The 15,924-nt window shown below is 61.4% G+C and carries 15 protein-coding genes; 3 read left to right on the top strand and 12 right to left on the bottom strand.

Annotation, left to right across the window (positions count from 1 at the left end):
* Position 1: 1 nt before the first annotated feature.
* Complete coding sequence (locus BcanWU425_RS13545; RefSeq protein ID WP_204511829.1) at positions 2–1,210, top strand: HAD-IIIA family hydrolase; 1,209 nt, start codon at positions 2–4, stop codon at positions 1,208–1,210.
* A gap of 165 nt (positions 1,211–1,375) precedes the next feature.
* Entirely contained in the window at positions 1,376–2,086 is a 711-nt protein-coding gene (locus tag BcanWU425_RS13550) for a class I SAM-dependent methyltransferase (RefSeq protein WP_204511828.1), read from the top strand.
* Between the two features lie 94 nt (positions 2,087–2,180).
* Here the strand turns inward: BcanWU425_RS13550 and pseF are convergent, their stop codons facing one another.
* Genes pseF through BcanWU425_RS13600 form a run of 10 tightly spaced genes read right to left on the bottom strand, consistent with a single transcriptional unit; the run spans position 2,181 to position 12,313 of the window.
* Positions 2,181–2,870, bottom strand: a complete 690-nt coding sequence (gene pseF, locus BcanWU425_RS13555) for a pseudaminic acid cytidylyltransferase (protein ID WP_204511827.1) — start codon at positions 2,868–2,870, stop codon at positions 2,181–2,183.
* Positions 2,867–4,045, bottom strand: a complete 1,179-nt coding sequence (gene pseC / locus BcanWU425_RS13560; RefSeq protein ID WP_204511826.1) for a UDP-4-amino-4,6-dideoxy-N-acetyl-beta-L-altrosamine transaminase — start codon at positions 4,043–4,045, stop codon at positions 2,867–2,869. The genes pseF and pseC overlap by 4 nt, the downstream gene beginning before the upstream one ends.
* Entirely contained in the window at positions 4,042–5,043 is a 1,002-nt protein-coding gene (pseB, locus tag BcanWU425_RS13565; RefSeq protein WP_231190547.1) for a UDP-N-acetylglucosamine 4,6-dehydratase (inverting), read from the bottom strand. The genes pseC and pseB overlap by 4 nt, the downstream gene beginning before the upstream one ends.
* 51 nt (positions 5,044–5,094) lie before the next feature.
* Positions 5,095–5,934, bottom strand: a complete 840-nt coding sequence (locus BcanWU425_RS13570; protein ID WP_204511824.1) for an SDR family oxidoreductase — start codon at positions 5,932–5,934, stop codon at positions 5,095–5,097.
* Between the two features lie 12 nt (positions 5,935–5,946).
* Positions 5,947–6,708: an SDR family NAD(P)-dependent oxidoreductase gene (locus BcanWU425_RS13575; RefSeq protein ID WP_204511823.1), complete on the bottom strand. Its 762-nt coding sequence runs from the start codon at positions 6,706–6,708 to the stop codon at positions 5,947–5,949.
* On the bottom strand, positions 6,705–7,553 hold the full coding sequence (locus tag BcanWU425_RS13580; RefSeq protein ID WP_231190548.1) for a sugar phosphate isomerase/epimerase family protein: 849 nt from the start codon (positions 7,551–7,553) through the stop codon (positions 6,705–6,707). Before BcanWU425_RS13580 ends, BcanWU425_RS13575 begins: the two co-directional genes overlap by 4 nt.
* On the bottom strand, positions 7,550–8,314 hold the full coding sequence (locus BcanWU425_RS13585; RefSeq protein ID WP_204511822.1) for an SDR family oxidoreductase: 765 nt from the start codon (positions 8,312–8,314) through the stop codon (positions 7,550–7,552). The genes BcanWU425_RS13580 and BcanWU425_RS13585 overlap by 4 nt, the downstream gene beginning before the upstream one ends.
* Positions 8,307–8,996 carry an acylneuraminate cytidylyltransferase family protein gene (locus tag BcanWU425_RS13590; RefSeq protein WP_204511821.1) on the bottom strand — a complete coding sequence of 230 codons (690 nt, stop codon included), beginning with the start codon at positions 8,994–8,996 and terminating at the stop codon, positions 8,307–8,309. Before BcanWU425_RS13590 ends, BcanWU425_RS13585 begins: the two co-directional genes overlap by 8 nt.
* Positions 8,996–10,921: an N-acetylneuraminate synthase family protein gene (locus tag BcanWU425_RS13595; RefSeq protein WP_231190549.1), complete on the bottom strand. Its 1,926-nt coding sequence runs from the start codon at positions 10,919–10,921 to the stop codon at positions 8,996–8,998. Before BcanWU425_RS13595 ends, BcanWU425_RS13590 begins: the two co-directional genes overlap by 1 nt.
* Before the next feature lie 15 nt (positions 10,922–10,936).
* Positions 10,937–12,313 carry a GHMP family kinase ATP-binding protein gene (locus BcanWU425_RS13600; RefSeq protein WP_204511819.1) on the bottom strand — a complete coding sequence of 459 codons (1,377 nt, stop codon included), beginning with the start codon at positions 12,311–12,313 and terminating at the stop codon, positions 10,937–10,939.
* 291 nt (positions 12,314–12,604) lie between these two features.
* Between BcanWU425_RS13600 and BcanWU425_RS13605 the strand changes: the two genes are divergently transcribed.
* The gene (locus tag BcanWU425_RS13605) at positions 12,605–14,668 is read left to right on the top strand and encodes a hypothetical protein (protein WP_204511818.1); all 2,064 of its coding nucleotides are present in this window, start codon (positions 12,605–12,607) and stop codon (positions 14,666–14,668) included.
* A 262-nt stretch (positions 14,669–14,930) separates the two neighbouring features.
* Here the strand turns inward: BcanWU425_RS13605 and BcanWU425_RS13610 are convergent, their stop codons facing one another.
* Positions 14,931–15,104, bottom strand: a complete 174-nt coding sequence (locus BcanWU425_RS13610; RefSeq protein ID WP_204511817.1) for a hypothetical protein — start codon at positions 15,102–15,104, stop codon at positions 14,931–14,933.
* 112 nt (positions 15,105–15,216) lie between these two features.
* Positions 15,217–15,924 carry a class I SAM-dependent methyltransferase gene (locus BcanWU425_RS13615; RefSeq protein WP_204511816.1) on the bottom strand — a complete coding sequence of 236 codons (708 nt, stop codon included), beginning with the start codon at positions 15,922–15,924 and terminating at the stop codon, positions 15,217–15,219.

The raw sequence follows: 15,924 nt of genomic DNA on the forward strand, positions 1-15,924 counted from the left end.
CATGTTGAGACAGGCCGTAATCCTGGTCGGTGGTCTCGGGACACGGCTCGGCGAGCGAACACGGTGTTCTCCCAAACCGCTACTTGAAGTTGGCGGCAGGCCTTTCATCGATTATCTGCTCGACGAGTTGACCCGTTATCCGACGATCCAGGAGATCGTGTTGCTCGCCGGCTATCGCGCTGAGGCCGTGGTCAAGGCTTACCATGGCAAGCGCTGGCGCGGGGCCTCGGTGACGGTCGTTTGCGAGCCGTATCCGTGCGGCACCGGCGGTGCGTTGAAGCATGCTGCCGGAGTGCTGCAGAATCGCTTCTTTCTTCTGAACGGCGACTCCTGGTTCGATTTCAACTTGCTGGACCTCGCGCTGCGCGCGCAGGACTCGTCCGCGATTGTTCATATGGCGCTCAAACGAGACCAGGCGGGAGATCGCTATGGTCGTGTTCTGCTGGAGAAGAACCGCGTCAGAAGTTTTCTCGCAGCCGGCGCCCAGCCCAACGGGCCGATCAACACAGGTATTTATTGCATCAATCGGGCAATTCTTCAGTACATCGATGAAATGCCATGCTCGCTCGAGCAGCAGGTTTTTCTAAAGCTGGTCGCGGAGGGTCATCTCGCGGCAGATCTCTACGACGGCTTCTTTATCGACATCGGCATTCCCTCGGATTTCGAGTGGGCCCAACACGAGGTCCCCGAGAGGCTGCGCCGCCCTGCGGTGTTTTTTGATCGGGACGGTGTACTCAACGTGGACAAAGCCTACGTGTACCGGATCGAAGACTTTGAATGGGCTAACGGCGCGCGCGAGGCGATCAAGCTCTGCAACGATCTCGGCTACTACGCTTTCGTCGTCACCAATCAGTCGGGCGTTGCACGCGGCTATTATGGCGTCGACGACGTTCACCGGCTCCATGACTGGATGAATGGCGAACTCGCGGTGGTCGGCGCCCACATCGACGACTACCAATATTGTCCGTATCACGAAGAGGGCACAGTCGAGGCATTTCGGCGCGCCAGCGACCGGCGTAAGCCTGCGCCGGGCATGATCCTCGATTGTATGAAGGCCTGGCCGGTCCGGAAGGAGGGGAGCTTGCTCGTCGGCGACAACAGCCGAGACGTCGAAGCGGCGCGCGCCGCGGGGCTGCCGGGCCACTTGTACAGAGAGGGCGATTTGGCAATGTTCCTTGGTCCGCTACTCAGCTCTTTAGCAACGCGCTAGGGGTCCGGTTGGCCTTGGGAGCCGCTCGCGCCTGAAATGACGCTTTAGTTGCGCCCTTCGGGGTTGTAATGCTACGTCAGGTCAGGAAGCAACCGAGCACGGCTGGCGTATATGCGATTGTCCTCAGGTCTCAAGCATCACATTTGGCGCGCTGCCATGGGAGCAATGCCATTTCCGATCTTCGCCAAGGCACGAGATTCCTCTTATTGGCAGAAGCACTGGAAAGAGAAGCAGCACGCAAACGAGTTCGGCGGGTACGCTGCATCCACTCCGCTCAAAAAGTGGTTCGCAAGACAAGTCATCGATCTCCAGCCGAAATCCGTTCTGGAGCTGGGATGCAATGTCGGCGCCAATCTTCGCGAGATTCATGCGCTCGACGCCTCTGTTAATCTGTATGGGATCGAGCTGAACGATCGTGCGATCCAGTATGGAACTGAGAACGCGGTGGCGAAAGATGCGCGGATGATTCAAGGTTCCATGGCTGATGCCAAGCTTCTCATGCAGCAACGCAATATTACGGAAGTCGATATTGTATTTAGTTCCGCAGCTGCAATGCACTGCGATGACAATATCTTCGCCGCAGCAAAGGATGCCGCTCTATCGCTCGCCACAAAAGCAATTGTGCACCTCGAATTCAACGCGTGGAGCCCCGCCGACCTTCACAATTGGCGCGGTTGGCGAAATTCGTTCGTCAGTGACAGGTGGATCCGCGATTATGCTGGAGAATATCGAGGTCACCCGAGGGTCGAACGCATCGAGACTGTGGGCATTCCGCTTGACATAAACTTCATGGACAATATCGGACGCGTGATGATTAGCGATGTCACTGGTTTGATAGTCGTGCACTTGAAGAAGGCCGGATCTGAAGCAGCCTGATCGACTTGAGAGCTGGCGCAATTTGGCCTGCGCGCCTCAAGCCACACGGCATCAGATTTGGTGCGTCATTCGGCGGCGCTCGTAACGATGCGGCCTAGCTGCGGCTGATCGCGCGGAACATGTATTCGGCCTGTTCCCAGTCCTCAAGCGTATCGATGTCCTGGACATATATCCGCGGCAGGATAATGCCGATGGATTGCTCGCCAAACAAAGGCACGTCGTCACGATATGCGGCGGCCGTTCCCCAGTAGAATTGTCCCGCATCGTGGTAGGCCGGCTCGAGGTCCTGAGAGCGGGTCAGACGGTGGTCCGGATAAAAAGGATCGACCCGTCCGGAGGTTGAGATGCGCACGGCACGCTGGATCGGAAACGCATAGCTCGTGACTGAGAAAGCGAAGGCTGCGTCCGAGCCGGTGAGGGCATCGTGGCCCTCGCGCAGATAACGTGGCTGAATCAACGGCGCGGTCGCATAGATGCAGCAGGCTTGGCTGATGTCGTTGCCTCCCTCAATGAACCAGGTGACGGCGTGTTTGACAACAGCATTGGTGCCGGTAAAATCGTCGGAAATCTGCTTCGGCCGGACAAACGGCGTTGTCGCGCCGAATTGGCGTGCCACGGTGGCGATCTCCTCGTCATCCGTGGATACGACGACCTCGTCGAACAGGCCGCTGTCGCGTGCCGCATCGATTGAATAGGCGATGATGGGCTTGCCGCAGAACGGCCGGATGTTCTTGCGCGGGATGCGCTTGCTTCCGCCTCGCGCCGGGATGACCGCGATCTTCACGCGAGGATCTTCGTGAGTGCCGCGACGACGGCGTCTTGCTCGGCATCCGTCATCTTCGAGAACAACGGCAGCGTGATGGCGTCCTGGTAGTAGCTCTCTGCCTCCGGGAACATGCCGAAACTGAATCCAAGGCGCTGATAGTACGGCTGGATGTGTACCGGAATGTAGTGCACGTTGACTCCGATACCTGCGGCGCGCAACGCCTCGAAGACCTGGCGCCGACTGAGCTTGATTTCGTTCCGCCGCAGCCGGATCACGTAGAGGTGCCAGGCCGAATTCGTGTCCGGATGTTGCCATGGGCAGATCACCGGCAGTTTGGCGAGAAGCGAGTCGTAACGCGCCGCGAGCTCGCGCCGGCGCGCAACAAAGGCATCGAGCCGGTCGAGCTGGCTGGCGCCCAGTGCGGCCTGGATGTCGGTCATACGGTAGTTAAAGCCGAGCTCGACCTGCTCATACATCCAGGGACCATAGCGGTCCTCGTTCGAACGCCGCGCGTCGATCGGATCGTGCTGCACCGGGCGGACGATGCCGTGAGTGCGCAGGTAGCCAAGGCGCTCCGCCAGTCCCCGATCGCTGGCGAGTATCATGCCCCCTTCGCCGGTCGTGATGATCTTTACCGGATGGAAGCTGAAGATCGCCATGTCGCTTAGCTGGGCGGCACCGATCTTTCGTCCCAGATATTCGCCGCCCACCGCGTGCGAAGCGTCTTCAATGACGCGAAAGCCGTAGCGGTTCGCGAGGGAACGGATCTCTGTCATCTCGCAGGACTGGCCGGCAAAATGCACAGGAATGACGATCTTTGGCACCCGTCCCTGGGTGCTTGCCTGCGCGAGCTTCTCCGCGAGCGCCGTGACGCTCATGTTGTAGGTCCGGGGATCTGTGTCGACGAAATCGACGCTGGCTCCGCAATAGAGCGCGCAGTTGGCCGAGGCGACGAACGTGTTCGGTACGGTCCACAAGATGTCGCCGGGACCGAGATCAAGCGCAAGGCAGGCAATATGAAGCGCTGCAGTCGCGTTCGAGACCGCGACGGCATGTTCTGCGCCGCAGTAACCGGCCATTGCCTGCTCGAAACGTGGCCCAGCCTGCCCTTGGGTGAGCCAGTCCGACTTCAGCACCTGAGTGACAGCATCGATATCCTGGTCAGAGATATCCTGGCGCCCATAGGGGATCATTGCACGGCAATCTCGTTGAATTCCCTGATCTCGGCAACGTCGAGGAAGTGATCGTTCTTGCCGGAGTTGTATTCGAATCCGTCAGACACCGCCTCGCCGCGCTCACCGATCGCGTTGGCGAGATAGTCGACATCCCGGCGGAAAAACTTGATCGTCGGTTTGATCACGAAGTGATTGTGGAATTTCAGGGTCAGGTGCGAGTCGTCGGTCGGGCACATGACTTCATGGAGCTTCTCGCCCGGACGGATGCCGATCACCCGGGTTGGAAGTGCGGGGGCCATGGCTTTCGCCAGGTCGGAGATGCGAACCGAAGGGATCATCGGAACGAAGATTTCGCCGCCCGACATGCGCTCAAAGCTCTTGGTGACGAAGTCGACACCTTGCTGCAGCGATATCCAAAAGCGCGTCATGCGCGGATCGGTGATCGGCAGATGATCGGCACCGGCCGCGATCAGCTTGTTGTAGAGCGGCACGATCGATCCACGGGACCCAACGACGTTGCCGTAGCGGACGACACTGAACATTGTACGGTGACCGCCGGCCATGTTGTTGGCGGCGATGAACAGCTTGTCCGATGCGAGCTTGGTCGCGCCGTAGAGATTGATCGGCTGCGCGGCCTTGTCCGTCGATAGCGCGATCACCTTCTCGATGTCCGACTCCAAGGCCGCTTGGATTACGTTCTCCGCGCCATGAATGTTGGTCTTGATGCACTCCATGGGGTTGTATTCGGCAGCGGGAACCTGCTTCAACGCCGCGGCATGGACAACGAAGTCGATCCCCTTCATGGCGGTGCGAAGACGCTCGCCGTCCCGTACGTCGCCGATGAAGTAGCGCATCTCAGGCTGATCGAATTCCTGCTGCATCTCATATTGCTTCAGCTCGTCGCGCGAATAAACCACGACGCGACGCGGCTTGAAGTCCTTGAACAGGCAGCCGACGAACTTCTTCCCGAACGATCCTGTACCTCCGGTGATCAGAATAGCTTTATCATTGAACATGTTAGCTCTTGCGCCAGACCGGTTTTTCGGAAAATGGGGGAATGGCGGTGGTTACCACACACTCCTGCCGCCGTCTATGACCAGGTTCTGACCGGTCATGTAGCTCGATGCGTCCGAGCAGAGGAACTGCACGGCGGAGCGGTATTCGTCGACCTCGGCCATGCGCCCCATGGGGATCAGGCGCGTCAGCCGATCGACGAAGGCGGGGTCCTGGTTGTTGAAAACACCGCCCGGCGAGATCGCGTTGACGCGCACGCCGTGATCGGCCCAGTAGGTCGCCAGATATTTCGTCAGCCCGATCAAGCCGTGCTTGATTACCGAGTAGGTCACGGGTTTCACCGGCTGTTCTTCTTCGCGCGTCACTTGCGGCTGGCGATAGAGCCGCTGATCCGGCGCGATCACGCCGAGATCGGAGGCGATGTTGAGAATGACGCCGCGCCCGTGTTTGGCCATGTCGCCGCCGAACACCTGCGCGCACAGCATCGCTCCGGTCAGGCCGACGGCGATCTCGGTTTGCCATTGCGGCACCGGGAACGCCTCGAAGCGCGAGGAGTGCATAACGCCCGGACTCGACGTCACCTTCGGGTCGATGGCGGCGTTGTTGACGAGGATGTCGACGGAGATGCCGCGGCCTGCGAGCTGCTCGTTCGCAGCACGCACCGAGTCGAGCGAGGTGACGTCGATCCCAAGCGCGATCAGATCGGCTGAAGCGGCGATCTGCTTCAGCGCAGTGATGGCGGCTTCGGCCTGCGTCAAACCGACATCTGTGACAACCACGCGCGCGCCGGCTTCGCTGAGCGCCGCAACATGCTGCTTGCCCAACAGGCCGCCGGCGCCGGTCACGAGTGCGGTCCGTCCGGTCAGGTCGTAGCGGGAGGAGGGGTTTGCCATGAAGGCTCCTGTTCAGCTTCTGAGCTGGCCGCCGTCGGCCACCATCACGCTGCCGCTGATAAAGGCGGCGCGGGGCGAAGCAAGGAAGGCGACGACGTCAGCGATCTCCTCGGGAGTGCCGAGCCGGCGTAACGCCACCTCGCGCTGGAGCATGTCGTCGACCGCCTGCTTGTTTTCGGCGATCTTGCGCGCCCAGGTCCCGTCCGGGCTCAAGATGTTTCCAGGCGCGACCGCATTGATACGGATGCCTTCCAGCGCCAGCGGCCGCGCTAGACCGCGCACGGTCGCATTCAGTGCCGCTTTGGCGGCGTAGTAGGCGACCGGCGCGCCGAGTGCGGCCATGCCTGCGATCGAGGAGATGCAGACGATGGCGCGATCGCCGCTGCCACGCGCCATCAGCGGCCGGGCCGCCTCGATCATGTTGGTGGTGGCGAAGAGATTGAGGTCCATCACCCGCGACCACTCCGCCGCGGTTTCCTGCCCCGGGGGCACGGACGCGCCGCTGCCGACATTGCAGACGAGGATGTCGAGCCGGCCCCACTGCTTTTCGACGTCCTGAACAAGGCCCGTGGCGGCGGCGGGATCGGTGACGTCGGCAACGTGAATAGAGTTCCGCCCGCCGATGGCCGCGCGCGCGGCGTTCAGCGCATCGGCGCCGCGTGCCGCAAGCGCGACCTTGGCGCCTTCTGCCGCGAGCGTTGTCGCGATTGCAAGCCCGATCCCGCGGCTGGCGCCGGTGACGAGAGCGACGCGATCGTCCAGCTCTAGCTTCATCGCGCCGCGTCCTCGATCCAGCGAACCGTCATGTCGCGGTATTTTGCCAGCGCGCCGGCGTGGTCGCCGTCGACGGCACGCGCTGTCTGCAGGATGTATTGGCCCTTGTAGCCGGATCGCTCGATCAGCCGGATCGTCTTGGCAAGGTCTGCGTCGCCGGTACCGAGCGGCACGGTCGTCCCGCCGCGAACGCGGTCTTTCACGTGCACATTGAGGATGCGCGGCGCGTAGGCGCCGATCTCCTCGTCGCTGTCATAACCGAGCGAGGCGCTGTTGCCGCTATCGTAGTTGATGCCGAAGACGTGGGCTGGATATGCCTCCATGAACCGGGCGAGCTCGCGCGGCGGCAGATCGGATTCGAAGACGATCTTGACGTTCCGTCTCGCAAGCTGCTCGGAGCGAGCGAGCAACACGCGCTTCAACGTATCGCTGTCGCTCTCGCGCTCGATCTTGCCGTTGTCGACCAGCGGGATCACGATGAATTCGATGCCGATGCGGCTACAGGAGGCGATCAGCAGATCGAGGTCGGCGACGAGCGCGTCGCGCACGACGGCATCGACCTTCCAGAACGGCGCCTGCATGAAGCAGTCGCCGGTCAGGCTCGGCATCCGCACGCCGTTCTCGCGTGACAGCGCCAGAATGTCCTGTTGACCCGGCTCGGTCGTCAGCGGATTCTCGCGCAGCCGTTCCTGATCGATGGTCCATTCCATCCGCGTCAGGCCGAGCTCTTTCGCACGCGAGAATTCCTCGCGCCACTCGTCCCAGGGGAATGCCTGGATCTTGCCACCGACGAGAGCCGAAAGCCTGCCTTGCATGAAGCCGATGCGTTCGAGCGTTGCGGTCACGGTTGCTTGTCCGAGTTGATGGCAAGGCCCTTTGTGGTCCAGCCGCCGTCGACGAAGAGTTCCTGTCCGGTCACATAGGCGGAGGCTTCTGACGCCAGGAAGACGGCGGCTCCCACCATGTCGGCAGGCTGTCCCCAACGCCCGAGCATCGTGTGGCGGCGCCTCGCCTCGTGCATGTCGGGATCGGCAAAACTCTTCGCGGTCATCTCGGTCGCGACATAGCCGGGCGCGAGTGCGTTGACGCGGATGCCGTCGGGCGCATAATCGGCGGCGAGCGCACGCGTCAGTCCGGCAAGACCGGCCTTCGCCGCCACGTAACCGGGATTTCCGGGAAAGCCGCGGACCGAATTGATGCTGGTGACGTTGATGATCGCAGCAGAGCCCGCGTTCTTCAGAAGCGGATAGGCGGCAAGGATGGTGGCGTAGACGCCGGTGAGGTCGGTTGCGACCGTGGCGCGGAAGCGCGCGAGCTCGCTCCCGGCGCTTTGGGCCGGCAGGCTGATGCCGGCGGCGTTGACCAGCGCGTCGATGCGTCCGCCTTGAGCGGTCACGATGCGGAATGCGCTCTCGATGGCCTCGTCATCGGAGAGATCGCAGGCAATCGCGCTCACGCCCTGTGGTGCGGTCCCGGAACGGCTGAGGCCGAACACCGTGGCGCCCGCATCCTTCAGGCCGGTCGCGATCGCAGAGCCAATGCCGCGGGAGGCGCCGGTGACGACCGCGATCTTGCCGGCAAGAGAAAAGGCGCTGAGGTCATGCATAGCCGTAACTACGCATGATGGCAGCGCAAAGCTTGACGTCCTCGGGACGATCGATCTGGAACATCTTGTGACGATCCATCACGTGAAAACCGATCTTGCCGCCGAGACGATTGTTCTGCTCGCGCAGGAGTGATGGGATCAGGACGTAAAACGAGCCGTTCTCCAGGTAGCGCTTCTCGATCTGCTGCCGCATGCGCCGATTGCGATAGTCGTAATTGATCGGCTCCGGCCCGCTCGCGCCGATACGCCAGTTGAAATAATCCTCGACCTCGCAGACCGAGAGCAGGCTGTCGAGATGGTCGCGATCGAAGGTCGAAAGCGCGTCCTCGATGTCGCTGGACTGGCGGATCGGCGACGTCGCCTGGAGCGCGACGATCCGCTCAAACCGTCCCATTCGCTCGTCGATCGCATTGAGTGCGTGCAGCCACGCTGATTCGGAGGAGGCGAGGTCACCCGAAATGTCTTCGGGGCGCCGCACGCCGATGGCGCCGGCGGCTTCGGCCGCGGCGATGATGCTGTCGCTGTCGGAAGAGACTGCCACGACGTCGACGCCGCGCGCCGCGCGTGCCTGCTCGACCGTCCACGCGATCAACGGCTTGCCGCAGAGATCGAGCAGGTTCTTGTGCGGAATGCCCTTGGAGCCGCCGCGCGCAGCGATCACGGCCAGTGTCTTGCGCGCCATCAGATATGCCCCTCGAGACGCTCGAGCGCGATCCAGAAGCCTTCACCCATGTTCTTGTGGCCCTGCCAGATTTCGGGGATGAAGGACGCGGTCGGGGCATGCTTGCGCAGCACCCGCCCGATCTCGTCGAAATCGATCTCGCCTTCGCCGACCTGGAGCCCTTCGCCGTCGAGCCCCTTGGCGTCCCCGAAATGCAGATGCGCAGTGTGCGGCCCGAGCTGCGCCAGGCCTTGTGCGAAGTCGAAGCCGAAATGGTTGGCGGCGAGCTTGGTGTGCGAGATGTCGACGCACATCCGCAGATCATGCTTGGCGCAAAACGCGGCCGATTCTTCCGGGAAGATGAAAATATTCTGGTGGCGCTGGCCGCCGAAATGCCAGGGGAACGGCGCCATCGTCTGCGGCGTCAGCTCGACGCCGTCCATGTCGAGCTCCTTCAGGCTCTGGGCGAAGATGCGGTAGCGCTCGGCCTTGTCCGCCGGCGGCAATGGCTCGTCCATGGTGAAACCGCCGATATTGGCGACGATGGGCGGGCGCTTCGTCTTGGGAAAGAATTTCTTCAGGCCGCGGGTGATGTCGATCACGGCCTGGGTCTGCTCCAGCGAATATCGCCGCAGCGCCTCGTCGGGGGTTGCGAGGTCCATCAGCTTGGAGCCGGCAAACAGCTCCGGCGCATGCACGACGAAGCCGAGATCATAGGTGCCGGAGAGATACGTCGCGGGATCGCGTTCCATGTCGCTGTAGCTGAGATGGAACTCGATGATATCTGGCTCGCAGATCTCCAGGAAGCGCTCGGTGTCGTGATAGCGCACCGGCACGCCCCAGGGCCGGTCGAAGCGGTAGCGCCGCGCTTTTGCGGTACCTTCGTCGAGGTCGCTCTGGAAGAAATAATCATCGCCCGCCATCGTCCGCGTCAGCTTGCGGCCGAGCAGCGCCGGCATCTTCAGCGGCGACAGGCCCTGACCCGGGCTCTTCACGGCGATGTCGCTGTCGGAGATCACGGTGCCGGCCGGAAGGTCGCGCGCGGCCACCAGGCTCTTGGCAAGGTTTTCACGGTTGATCAGCTCACCCTGGCTCAGCGCGCGCTCTGCCAGTTTCTCGCCGCGCGCCGCCTCCACCTCGCGGATGCCCGAGACCAGCGTCTTGAATTCCTCCGGCTCGAGGCTCGCGGCGTGGTCCGGACCTTCCATCCCGCGGTCGAGCGTGATGTGGCGTTCGATGACGACGGCGCCAAGCGCCACCGCGGCCGTCGAAACGGCGACGCCGCGCTCGTGCCCCGAATAGCCGACGAGCGGATGGATCTCGCGCAGCGTTTCCATGAAACGCAGATGGATGTTGTGGAGCGCGGCCGGATACGTGCTCTGGCAGTGCAGCAGCACGTAGCTCGCATCGCGGTCGTCGAGGAATTTCGCCGCGGTCTTGATTTCGTCCGTCGTGCTCATGCCGGTCGAGACGATCAGCGTCTTGCCGGTGGCGGCAAGGCACGCCAGCAGCGGCAGATTGGTGAGATCGGCGGAGGCGACCTTGTAGGCCAGCACGCCGAACTCTTCGAGGACGGCGACGCTCTTTGCGTCCCAGGGCGTGCAGAGATACTGAATACCCTTTGCTGCGCAGTACTCGGCGATTTTCTTTTGCTGTGCGGGCGGGAGCTCGAAGCGGCGCAGCAGATCGAGCGTATATTCGACGGCGAGGTCGTCGTCCTTCCCGGACAGGCTCGAAGCGCGATAGACCTCGTCGAGCTTGCGCATCTGGAATTTGGCGCAATCGGCACCGGCCGCGACCGCGGCATCGACCAGCGCAATGGCGCGATCGAAATCGCCATTGTGGTTGTTGCCGATCTCGGCGATGACGTAGCAGGGTTCGCCATCGCCCAGAAGACGGTTGCCGATGCGGACGGGGGCAGGCTGGTTGGGCGATGTCATCAACATTCTCGTCTCATATCGTCAGGCGAATCGCGCGGGAAAGCGCGACTTCCACGTCCGCAGCCCGTTTTCTTCGAACATGATGCGCGAACAGCTGTGCCCCTGGTGTTCCAGTGCGGCAATGAGCTGATAGCGCTCGAACGGACGCACGAAGAACATGAAGTAACCGCCGCCGCCGGCGCCCAGTAGTTTGCCGCCGACCGCGCCGTTCTGTTTGGCGAAATCGTAGATCGCATCGATCGCGTCCGACGAGATCTTCGAGCTCAGCTTCCGCTTGGCGTGCCAGGCGTCGTCGATCAGCCGACCGCATTCCAGCAGCTGGCCGCGCAGCAGATGTCGCCGGATGTCGCGCGTCACTTCCTTCTGCTTGGCGGCCGCAGCGACGGCGTCGCTGGTCTCGTGCTGCGCCTTCTGGTCGCGGTGGATGGCGCCGGAATCGCGGCCCGAGCCGGTGTAGCAGAGCACAAGGCTCTCCTCGAGTTCGGCGATGATGTTGGGATCGAGACGAAGCGGCACGATGGTGTTCTGGTCGGAGAAAAACTCCATGTGATTGAAGCCGCCGAACACGGTGGCGTACTGATCCTGCCAACCGCCGGGAATGTTGAGCATCAGCCGCTCGGCCTGGAACGCCATCTCGGCGACCTCGTGACGGTCCCACTGATCGCCGCGAAATTCGTTGAAGCAGCCGATGATGGCGGACGAGACCACCGCCGAGCCACCGAGGCCGGAGCCGACAGGGAAGTCGGCGGACACTTCGAGTTCGAAGCCGTAAGTCGGCTTGATCAGCCGGACGACCGACTTGATCAGGGCGAGATCGCCGCCCGAGCCAAGTTCTGCGAGATCGTCAACCTCGATCGTACAGCGGAAATCGTGCGAATAGATTCGGATGCTGGGATCGCTCCGTCGCCGCAGCGTCGCGTGAGCGTACATCTTGATCGTGGCGTTGATGACAGCCCCGCCGTCATTTGCCACGAAATAATGCGTCAGGTCGGTGCCGCCGCCGGAGAAGCTGATCCGCACCGGCGAGCGCGCGCGCGCGAACACTTCGCTCTCTTCCGACAGGTTAAACAGCTCGCGGCTGAACACGTCGACCAGCCGTCCCTCGCCATCGAGGATCGGCACCACGTGCACCCGCTGGTCGAGCAGCTTGAGGATCTGTTCGCGCGGCCCGCCGACATGCGCCCAGGCGAAGTTGCGATTGATGCAGGTCGCGACCCGGTCGTGGATCGTGATGCCGGTCAACATGCGCCTGCGGATGTCGCCGTCGGTCACCGCGCCCACGATCCGCCCGCCTGCATCCTGAGCAAACAGGATGCCGAGCATGTTGGCGTTGAGGCGCCGAAACGCTTCTTGAATCGTCTCGGTCTCGGCGATGATCACGAGGCTCGTGTCTATCAAGGTCGCGGATCCAAAAAGGTTTAGGTAATTCAGGTCCTTATCCCCGGTCGAGCCGTTAGAAAAGGTCTGAACCACGGCCTTGATACGCCAAGGTGGGCAGACGACGCAAGTTGCCCCTCAGGCGCAACTCATGATTGCCGGGGACCGTGCCGATCTGAGTGGTACAAGCTCGACATTCCAGGTGTTTTTCGAAACGGCACTGGTCGCAGTGCTCGTAATTGGTTATTCGGCGTCCGGTGTCGTTCCACGATAAGCGCCTCCCCAAATCGGTTGTTGAAGGGTCGAGCCTGCATGTTTTCTCCCCAGATCCCACAGGAAACGTTGGATCGGGCTTCCGGGGCGAGCCAGGCCTCGTCTGAAGCAGCCGCCATTTGCTTCGCGGCGATCTTCACATGCGTGATGTCAGCGACATCGGCCATGGCATGCGCAATCGTGCGCTTGCCATTGGGAAGTCCCCACTGGTTTGTGTTTGTGAAGTCGTTTCTGCTGTTGGCGGCGGCAGTATCCTGCCTGATGGTATTGACCTCACATCGCCGACATCAGCTCCGCACGAGCCATGCCAAGGTGGTTCTCTCGGCCATTGCAATCATTTTTCTGCCATGCCTCGCTTGGTTCGGTCCCGTCTTTGCCGACATCATCGTCTATCCAATTTTGCTTGGAACGATCTTCTTGGGCCTGCAGCGCACCATCGTGGTCGTGCGCGACATGGCACGACGCACGTCGATGCTGGCTGTTGTTTGCGGCTGTGGTGCGGGGATTGGTTATTTCTTCGTGGTGAACTCAAAGGGGTATGCCACTGTCCTCACGCCGGAACAGGCACTAACGGGCCTGCAGCACCTCGATACGCTTTTTCATGCGTCTATTGCCAACATGCTCGTTAACTCCGGGCATTTAAGCACGGGATTGGACGGCCTCATGCCGATCAAGTACCATGTGCTGTCCCACATATGGATGGCATGTGTCGGCCTGTGGCTCGGCGTCACGACTCTCGAGGCCTACTATCTCGCAGCGCAAATCATAGCCATCCCGTTGTTGTTCTTCGTCTTGATCATGGCCGGCTTGCTGCTGCGGCGTCCAGCACAGGGATTGACTAACGGTGCCCTCGTCACGTTGATGCCGCTCCTGCTCTTGATGGTTGCCGATCTCTGGGGGGCGACTTCGTATCTTGTTTCTGAAAGCTATTTGGTCTCTCTCCTTCTGCTCTTGCTTGCGATGCCGCTGCTTGCAGAGATTGCCGATGAGAGATCGTCGCTCGGGCCTCCCCTGATAGCCCTGACGATCGCGGGAACGTTGGTTTTGTTCGCAAAGATTTCAGTCGGTGTGATCTTATGGGGAGTCGTGGGATATTTACTGTGGCGACGACTGGGATTGACTCTTCTGAATTTCATCAAAGTTGCGGCCCCGATTGCGCCACTGGTCGGGCTTGCCAGCGTAGTCAGTTCCCCCGACGCCGGCACTTATGTCCATGCGCTGAGTCCGCTCAGTTTTGTGCGCGAGTATCCCCGCCTAGCGCTTCCAAACATCGCGGCCAATCTGGTCCTGCTTTATGGTGCCGTGCGCCTTTGGCTCGCCGGGTCGTTGGACGAGAAACGGCTGGCAGAAGCGTTTGCACTCTTTGCGATGGGAAGCCTCGTTCCAGCTCTCCTGCTCGACATTGCGGGAGGCTCGGCGTTCTATTTCGCGAATGTCGGGACCTTTGTCTGTATCGCCTTCTTAACGGCCTATGGCGCTCCGATGCTCGAAAGGCTGCAGCTTCGGGCGTTTACTCCCGGTATGATACTGCTCGTGATCGTCTTCATCGCCCTCGCGACGAATGAGAAGAGACGCAGCTCCATCGAGTTCACGAGGCAGTTTCAGGAATTGCGCGCGCGGGCCCATGTGCTCGCCGGCAGGGGCGATGTGGCGCCGTTGCCGACCTTGCGCGCGATGGCAGCGCTGCTATCGCCCGCCGGTAGCGTTCGCGGAGAGATTGGCGATGACGTGAGGCATACGCCGGGAGCGCAGTCTATACAGACGTTGCTTTCATTGGGTGCGGCGCAGACGCACCGTACCGCGGTGTTCGTCGCGCCGAACGATCGGTCGTTCTGGACGAACAATATCGACTGTCGAGGGGACTCGTTCTTCGTTCCAGCAATCCTCGGCGTGCCGATGTTGAAAGGGCTCAGCCCTCCAGAATTCAAGTGTGGGAGGGATATCTACTACACGACCAGCCTCTACAAAAACGACGCGATTTCGCAAGTCGCTGGCGACGCGCAGCTTTGCGCGAGGGCATCTATTTTCGGGCTGAATACTATTCTGGTCCTGTCGGCTCCCGACGAGGGTCGGAGAATGAGTTGCCCTGTCTCGAAACAGTAAGCTGCGCGAACTTTAGCCCCTGCTTCTCACGATAATTCTGACCATTCCGGTGTTCCTTGCACAGAGCTCCGCGCGGGATGCCGGGATCGGCGAGGCCTACTCATCTGAGAGATCGCCGGAATTTGCAACACGCGCGACACCTGCGACGTCGCTCGCCTCGACCAGCAACCAATTGGCATGTCGAGGCGGAAATGCTGTTCAGGTCGATAACGGACTGGTCAGCGGCTTTCGCTATCGAAGGCGGCCCCCAGAACGAGAAGATTTACTGCTTGCGCAGCCGGGGTTCAGTACCCAACCGCTTGGCAAGCGCGATTTCGAACAGAAGGCCAAGCAACGTCAGAGCTGCGCTCGACAGCAGCGGCGCCACGTCGTCGAGCCAGGCGCCCGATCGTTGCCGCACCGCCTCGTAGCGATGCTCATGCACGGCGAATGTCATGACATCGTCCCGAAAGCCTCAGACCGGCAAGGCGAGACGGTGACGGATCGCGCACCTTGCTCCGAGTTTGGGCGACGCGGGCTGCTGCTGTGGTGCGCTCGGCTGATGTGCGTCACGAGGGCACATGAGCGGCCATGCAATATTGCGCGCCGAGCGGCAGCCAACCAAAGCTAGCATCCACCTTGTGGAAGAAGGGTGTGTCGAACGGGGTGAATATGATGAACTGCCGTTCCAGATCGACCATGCCGGCGGCGCGAAACAGCTTGGCGAGCCGACCGGAGCGGAGCAACACGGCGTTCTGGTCGAACGGGCAACTCCTAACGATCTTCTGCGTCAGCGGATTGAGCGGATTGTGCTCGATGATGATGACGCGGCCTCCCGGCCGGACCACGCGAGCCGCTTCGACGAGAAAGGATTCCCAATCGTCGGGCGGAACGTGATGCATGACGGCTATCGCATAGGCGATGTCGAAGCTGCGATCCTGGTAGGGAAGCCGCGTGCCTTCATAGACATCGTAGTGGACGTCTGGATTAGTGGCTTTTGCTTCTTCGATGACCGTACCGGCGACGTCGATTCCGGTCAGCTTGATGCCGGATTGCGCAGGCCTCAGGTGCGGATGAATCAAGCCCTGCCCACAGCCGATATCCAGGACGTCGAGCGGTCGCAACGAAATATCGCTCTGCGAGCGGAACTTGGAGAACGCATTCAGGAGGTAGCGCGCCTTTGCGCGCGTGAAGAAATCCTGAGGCTGGCCGCTAAAGGCGATCGCGCTGTCGATTTGCGCGCTATAGCCGTCGCGATATCGGTCGAATTCCGTCAT

It is taken from the genome of Bradyrhizobium sp. WU425 (genome assembly GCF_021052305.1).
GTDB lineage: Bacteria > Pseudomonadota > Alphaproteobacteria > Rhizobiales > Xanthobacteraceae > Bradyrhizobium > Bradyrhizobium canariense_D.

What these genes read in the sequence shown, in the direction of transcription:
- BcanWU425_RS13545 (WP_204511829.1), top strand. Translation starts at nt 2, where the DNA reads ATGTTGAGACAGGCCGTAATCCTGGTCGGTGGTCTCGGGACACGGCTC.
- BcanWU425_RS13575 (WP_204511823.1), bottom strand. Translation starts at nt 6,708, where the DNA reads ATGAAGCTAGAGCTGGACGATCGCGTCGCTCTCGTCACCGGCGCCAGC.
- BcanWU425_RS13615 (WP_204511816.1), bottom strand. Translation starts at nt 15,924, where the DNA reads ATGACGGAATTCGACCGATATCGCGACGGCTATAGCGCGCAAATCGAC.
- BcanWU425_RS13570 (WP_204511824.1), bottom strand. Translation starts at nt 5,934, where the DNA reads ATGGCAAACCCCTCCTCCCGCTACGACCTGACCGGACGGACCGCACTC.
- BcanWU425_RS13605 (WP_204511818.1), top strand. Translation starts at nt 12,605, where the DNA reads ATGTTTTCTCCCCAGATCCCACAGGAAACGTTGGATCGGGCTTCCGGG.
- pseB (WP_231190547.1), bottom strand. Translation starts at nt 5,043, where the DNA reads ATGTTCAATGATAAAGCTATTCTGATCACCGGAGGTACAGGATCGTTC.
- BcanWU425_RS13585 (WP_204511822.1), bottom strand. Translation starts at nt 8,314, where the DNA reads ATGCATGACCTCAGCGCCTTTTCTCTTGCCGGCAAGATCGCGGTCGTC.
- BcanWU425_RS13610 (WP_204511817.1), bottom strand. Translation starts at nt 15,104, where the DNA reads ATGACATTCGCCGTGCATGAGCATCGCTACGAGGCGGTGCGGCAACGA.
- BcanWU425_RS13595 (WP_231190549.1), bottom strand. Translation starts at nt 10,921, where the DNA reads ATGTTGATGACATCGCCCAACCAGCCTGCCCCCGTCCGCATCGGCAAC.
- pseC (WP_204511826.1), bottom strand. Translation starts at nt 4,045, where the DNA reads ATGATCCCCTATGGGCGCCAGGATATCTCTGACCAGGATATCGATGCT.
- BcanWU425_RS13550 (WP_204511828.1), top strand. Translation starts at nt 1,376, where the DNA reads ATGCCATTTCCGATCTTCGCCAAGGCACGAGATTCCTCTTATTGGCAG.
- BcanWU425_RS13590 (WP_204511821.1), bottom strand. Translation starts at nt 8,996, where the DNA reads ATGGCGCGCAAGACACTGGCCGTGATCGCTGCGCGCGGCGGCTCCAAG.